Origin of the sequence: Streptomyces spongiae, from assembly GCF_009377185.1 — a bacterium.
In the GTDB taxonomy this organism is placed as follows: Bacteria; Actinomycetota; Actinomycetes; order Streptomycetales; family Streptomycetaceae; genus Streptomyces; species Streptomyces spongiae.
The window spans coordinates 1-5,870 of record NZ_VJZC01000604.1 but is presented as its reverse complement, the minus strand read 5'-3'; the positions used below and the strand labels follow the sequence as shown (position 1 = coordinate 5,870).

Here is a 5,870-nt window from a genome sequence, read left to right as displayed (position 1 = left end):
GGCTCGGTGAGGGTGGGCAGGTGGCGGTCGTAGAAGCCCGTGTCCATGCGGGCCGTGGTGAACTCCTCGTGCCTGAGTGAGCGTACGAGGAGGTCGCGGTTGGTCGTCGGGCCGTGGATCCGTGCTCGTTCCAGGGCGCCCGCGAGCTTGCGCAGGGCCTCCGTGCGGGTGGGGGCGTGGGCGACCACCTTGGCGAGCATCGGGTCGTAGTGGACGCCGATGTCGTCGCCGTCGGTGTAGCCGGTGTCGAGGCGGACGCCGTCCGGGACGGTGAGGCGGTGCAGGGTGCCGGTCTGGGGGGCCCAGGCGTGGGCGGGGTCCTCGGCGTAGAGGCGGGCCTCGATGGCGTGGCCCTCCGGGCGCGGGGGGTCTGTTTCGAGGGCGTGGCCTTCGGCGACGCGTATCTGGAGGGCCACCAGGTCGATGCCGAACACGGCCTCCGTGACGGGGTGTTCGACCTGGAGGCGGGTGTTCATCTCCAGGAAGTGGGCCGTGCCGTCGGACACGAGGAACTCGACCGTGCCCGCGCCCACGTAGTCGACGGCTCGGGCGGCGCGTACGGCCATCGCGTGGAGGGAGTCGGTCAGTTCGGGTGTCAGGCCCGGTGCGGGGGCTTCCTCGATGACCTTCTGGTGGCGGCGCTGGAGGGAGCAGTCCCGGGTGCCGAGCGGCCAGACGGTGCCGTGGGTGTCGGCGAGGATCTGTACCTCGACGTGCCGGCCGCCCGCGTCGCCCCCGTAGTACCGCTCGACGAAGACCTCGCCGTCGCCGAAGGCGCTCAGGGCCTCGGCGCGGGCGGCGGTCAGTTCGTCCTCCAGGGCGGCGAGGTCGCGGACGACGCGCATGCCCCGGCCGCCGCCGCCCGCCGCCGCCTTCACCAGGACGGGCAGGTCGTCCTCGGTGACCTTGTGGAGGGGTTCCAGGCCCATGAGTTCCTTGGCGCGCGTCTTGGAGGCCATGGCCTCGATCGCCTCGGGGGGCGGTCCGATCCAGACGAGGCCCGCGTCGAGGACGGCGCGTGCGAAGGCGGGGTTCTCTGAGAGGAAGCCGTAGCCGGGGTGGACGGCGTCCGCGCCGGACGCGAGGGCCGCCTTCACGATGAGGTCGCCGCGCAGGTAGGTGTCCGCGGGCGCCGCGCCCGGCAGGCGTACCGTCGCGTCGGCCACGCGCGCGTGGAGGGCGTTCTCGTCGGCGTCGGAGTGCACGGCGACCGTGCGGATTCCGAGCTCACGGCACGTGCGGACGATACGGCAGGCGATCTCGCCCCGGTTGGCGACGAGCAGAGTACCGATCACGTGATTCCTCACATCCGGAAGACGCCGAAGCCACCGCGCGCGCCCTCGTAGGGCGCCGTGTGGATCGCGGACAGGCACAGGCCGAGGACGGTACGGGTGTCGCGCGGGTCGATGACGCCGTCGTCGTACAGCCGCCCGGACAGGAACATCGGCAGGGACTCGGACTCGATCTGCTGCTCCACCATGGCGCGCAGGGCGGCGTCCCCTTCCTCGTCGTACGGCTGTCCCTTCGCGGCAGCCGACTGCCGGGCGACGATGGAGAGGACGCCGGCGAGCTGCTGGGGGCCCATGACGGCCGACTTGGCGCTGGGCCAGGCGAAGAGGAAGCGGGGGTCGTAGGCGCGGCCGCACATGCCGTAGTGCCCGGCTCCGTACGAGGCGCCCATGAGGACCGAGAGGTGCGGGACCCGGCTGTTGCTGACCGCGTTGATCATCATCGCGCCGTGCTTGATGATGCCGCCCTGCTCGTACTCCTTGCCGACCATGTAGCCGGTGGTGTTGTGGAGGAAGAGGAGCGGGATGTCGCGCTGGTTGGCGAGCTGGATGAACTGGGCGGCCTTCTGGGACTCCTCGCTGAACAGCACCCCCTGGGCGTTCGCCAGGATGCCGACCGGATAGCCGTGGAGGGTCGCCCAGCCGGTGGCGAGGCTCGTCCCGTACAGCGGCTTGAACTCGTCGAAGTCGGAGGCGTCGACGATCCGGGCGACGACCTCGCGGGGGTCGAAGGGGGTGCGCAGGTCGCCGGGGACGATGCCGAGCAGTTCGTCCTCGTCGTACTTGGGGGGCGCGGCCGGGCCCGGATCGCCGTACGCCTTGCGGTGGTTGAGGCGGGCGACGACGCGGCGGGCCTGGCGCAGGGCGTCCGGCTCGTCCACGGCGAAGTAGTCGGCGAGGCCCGACACGCGCGCGTGCATGTCGGCGCCGCCGAGGGACTCGTCGTCGCTCTCCTCCCCCGTCGCCATCTTCACCAGCGGGGGACCGCCGAGGAACACCTTCGCCCGCTCCTTGACCATGATCACGTGGTCGGACATGCCGGGGATGTACGCGCCTCCGGCGGTGGAGTTCCCGAAGACGACGGCGACGGTGGGGATTCCGGCGGCGGAGAGCCGGGTGAGGTCCCGGAAGATGGCCCCGCCCGGGATGAAGATCTCCTTCTGGGAGGGCAGGTCCGCGCCGCCCGACTCGACCAGGCTGATGCAGGGCAGCCGGTTGGCGAGGGCGATGTCGTTCGCGCGGAGGGCCTTCTTCAGGCTCCAGGGGTTGCTGGCGCCGCCGCGTACGGTCGGGTCGTTCGCGGTGATCAGGCACTCCACGCCCTCGACGACCCCGATGCCGGTGACGAGCGAGGCGCCCACGGTGTAGTCGCTGCCCCAGGCCGCGAGCGGGGACAGCTCCAGGAAGGGGGTGTCGGGGTCGAGGAGCAGCTCGATGCGCTCCCGGGCGAGCAGCTTGCCGCGCTTCCGGTGCCGCGCGACGTACTTCTCGCCGCCGCCCGCGAGGGCCTTCGCGTGCTCGGTGTCGAGCTCGGCGAGTTTGGCGAGCATGGCCTCGCGGTGGGCGGTGTGGTCGGGGCTGCCGGTGTCCAGGGTGGAGTTGATGACCGTCACAGAAGGATCTCCGGTATGTCCAGGTGGCGGGAGCGCAGCCATTCGCCGAGGGCCTTGGCCTGGGGGTCGAAGCGGGCCTGCGCGGCGACGCCCTCGCCGAGGATGCCCTCGACGACGAAGTTGAGGGCACGCAGATTCGGCAGGGCATGGCGGGTGACGGTCAAGTCGGCCGTCTCCGGGAGGAGTTCGCGGAAGCGGTCGGCCGTGAGGGTGTGGGCGAGCCACCGCCAGGCGTCGTCCGAGCGGGCCCAGAGGCCGACGTTGGCGTTGCCGCCCTTGTCGCCGCTGCGGGCGCCCGCGACCAGGCCGAGGGGCGCGCGGCGGGTCGGGAGTCCGGTGGGCAGGGACTCGGGCGGAGGGGGTCCGTCGACGGGCTCGATCGGCTCGTCGGGCTGGAGTACGAGCGTGTCGTGAGGCGGGGGTATGGGGACCCGGCGCCCGTCGTGGAGGACCGCCACATGGTCCGCGCCCCCATGGTTCACGTACACATCCTCGAAGACCCCATAGGGCGCGCCCTTTCCCGGTGGCGCCAGCACATGGAACCCGGGGTAGCTCGCCAGTGCCAGTTCCACGGCGGCACCGCTGAGCGCCCGTCCCACGGCCGTCTGGTCGGGGTCCCGTACGACGAGCCGCAGCAGCGCGCTCGCGGTCTCCTCTGTGGGGGCGTCGGGGTGGTCGGTGCGGGCGAGGGTCCAACTGATGTTTGCCGGGCGGGACTTGGAGGCGTACAGCGTGGTCTCCAGCTGGTCGCGCACCAGGGCGGCCTTCTTCTCGATGTCCAGCCCGGTCAGGACGAACACGACCTCGTTGCGGTAGCCGCCGATCCGGTTGAGGCCGACCTTGAGGGTGGGGGGCGGGGCCTCGCCGCGCACCCCGGTGATCCGTACGCGGTCGGGGCCCTCCTGGGTCAGCTCGACCGTGTCCAGGCGGGCGGTGACGTCGGGGCCCGCGTACCGGGCGCCGGCCGTCTCGTACAGCAGTTGCGCGGTGACCGTGCCGACGTCCACGACACCGCCCGTCCCCGGGTGTTTGGTGATGACGGCGGTGCCGTCCTCGTGGAGTTCGGCGAGGGGGAAGCCGGGGTGGCGGAGCCGTTCTACGTCGTGGTGGGTGAAGAAGGCGTAGTTGCCGCCGGTGGCCTGGGTGCCGCACTCCAGCACGTGCCCGGCGACGACGGCTCCCGCGAGCCGGTCGTGGTCGTCCGGTGTCCAGCCGAAGTGGGCGGCCGCCGGGCCGGTGACGAGGGCGGCGTCGGTGACCCGCCCGGTGACGACGACGTCGGCGCCCTCCCGCAGACAGGCCGCGATGCCGAACCCGCCGAGGTAGGCGTGCGCGGCGAGAGCGTCCGGATGGCGGTGCGTGAGGTCGTCGCCCTCGACGTGGGCGACCCGGACCGGGATGCCGAGGCGGTCCGCCAACTTCCGTACGGCGTCGGCGAGTCCGGCCGGGTTGAGGCCGCCGGCGTTGGTGACGACACGGACGCCACGGTCGTGCGCGAGGCCGAGGCACTCCTCCAGCTGGCCGAGGAAGGTACGGGCGTAACCGGCGGCCGGGTCCTTCAGGCGGTCGCGGCCGAGGATGAGCATGGTCAGCTCGGCGAGGTAGTCGCCGGTGAGGACGTCCAGTTCGCCGCCGGTGAGCATCTCGCGCATCGCGTCGAAGCGGTCGCCGTAGAAGCCGGAGGCGTTGCCGATGCGGAGGGGTGTCACTCGGACTCCTTGGCGGGCTCGCGCCCCACGCCCGGAGGTCCCGCGAAGGCCTGCGCGATGTCCAGCCACCGGTCGGCGTCGGGGCCCTCGGCGCTGAGGGCGAGGTCGGCGCGGTTGGCCCGCTGGGTGACCAGGAGGCAGAAGTCGAGGGCGGGGCCGGTGACGCGCCCGGAGGCGTCGTCGGGGCCGTACGTCCACGACTCGCCGGACGGGCTGAGGAGTTCGACGCGGAACTCCTCGAACGGCGGGGTCAGTCCGTGCACGCCGAAGGAGAAGTCACGGGTGCGGACGCCAAGTCGCGTGATGTGCCGGAGCCGGTCGGTGGGGGCGCGGACCACGCCCAGCGCGTCGGCGACGTCCAGGCCGTGGGCCCAGGTCTCCATGAGGCGGGCGGTGGCCATGGAGGCGGTGGACATGGGCGGGCCGTACCAGGGGAACCGCGCGCCGTCGGGTGCTGCGCGCAGGGCGTCCTCCAGGTCCTTGCGCCCGGCCCGCCAGTCCGCGAGCAGGCGCTCGGGCGGCTTACCGGCGCCCTCCTCCGCGCCGTTGTCCACGAAGTTCCCGGCCGAGGTCAGCGCCTTCTCGACCGCGCGGGCGAAGGCGCCCTGATCGGTCACGGCCAGCACGGAGGACTGGTCGGTCCAGGCGAGGTGCGCGATCTGGTGGGCGACGGTCCAGCCGGGAGCCGGGGTCGCGAGCGCCCACTGCTCCGGGCTCAACTCGGCGACGAGCAGGTCGAGTTCGTCGCTCTCGGCACACAGATCGTCGATCACGGGCATCGGGTCGGCCATGGGGCGAGCATGGCAGCGGGACCATAAACAAGCAAGCGTGCTTGCATTTTTGGTGGCGGGCGAGTGCGGTCACCGGCCAGGACGCCCAGGCGCCGCCGCAGGAGTCGTTGTATGTGCCGCCGACCATCAGGCGGCGCAGAGGTCGACCTGGGTGTCGTATCCGTCGCGCGGCAGGAGCTTGGAAAGGGTGGACTTGCCCGCGCCGCTCGGCCCAGTGATGATCACCAGTTCGCTCGGCCGGACAGCGACAGGCTGTTGAGCGCGGTGGTGCCGCCGCCAGTGCCGGGTAGCGGAAGGAGACGCCCCGCACTGGTGTCGTCGGGTCGGCCGGGCGCCTGTCGAGCGGAACCGGGCGGGTCGGTGACGGGGGCGAGGAGGGGCCGAAGTCCGGTGGGCCAGGTTCCGCGCACCCGGAAAGTCCATTGCTGTGCACACGGCAGTGCACTACCTGTCTCTTATACAGATCTG

4 protein-coding genes are annotated in these 5,870 nt (G+C 72.1%); all 4 read right to left on the bottom strand.

Annotated elements, in window-relative coordinates:
- Window positions 1–1,295, bottom strand: a 1,295-nt coding sequence (locus tag FNH08_RS42645) for an acetyl-CoA carboxylase biotin carboxylase subunit (RefSeq protein WP_322726362.1), incomplete at its 3' end; no start/stop codon positions are given.
- 8 nt (window positions 1,296–1,303) lie between these two features.
- Window positions 1,304–2,944: an acyl-CoA carboxylase subunit beta gene (locus tag FNH08_RS42640; RefSeq protein ID WP_152776882.1), complete on the bottom strand. Its 1,641-nt coding sequence runs from the start codon at window positions 2,942–2,944 to the stop codon at window positions 1,304–1,306.
- On the bottom strand, window positions 2,899–4,611 hold the full coding sequence (locus FNH08_RS42635; RefSeq protein ID WP_322726360.1) for an acyclic terpene utilization AtuA family protein: 1,713 nt from the start codon (window positions 4,609–4,611) through the stop codon (window positions 2,899–2,901). Before FNH08_RS42635 ends, FNH08_RS42640 begins: the two co-directional genes overlap by 46 nt.
- Entirely contained in the window at window positions 4,608–5,402 is a 795-nt protein-coding gene (locus tag FNH08_RS42630; RefSeq protein ID WP_152776881.1) for a TIGR03084 family metal-binding protein, read from the bottom strand. The genes FNH08_RS42635 and FNH08_RS42630 overlap by 4 nt, the downstream gene beginning before the upstream one ends.
- Window positions 5,403–5,870 lie beyond the last annotated feature (468 nt).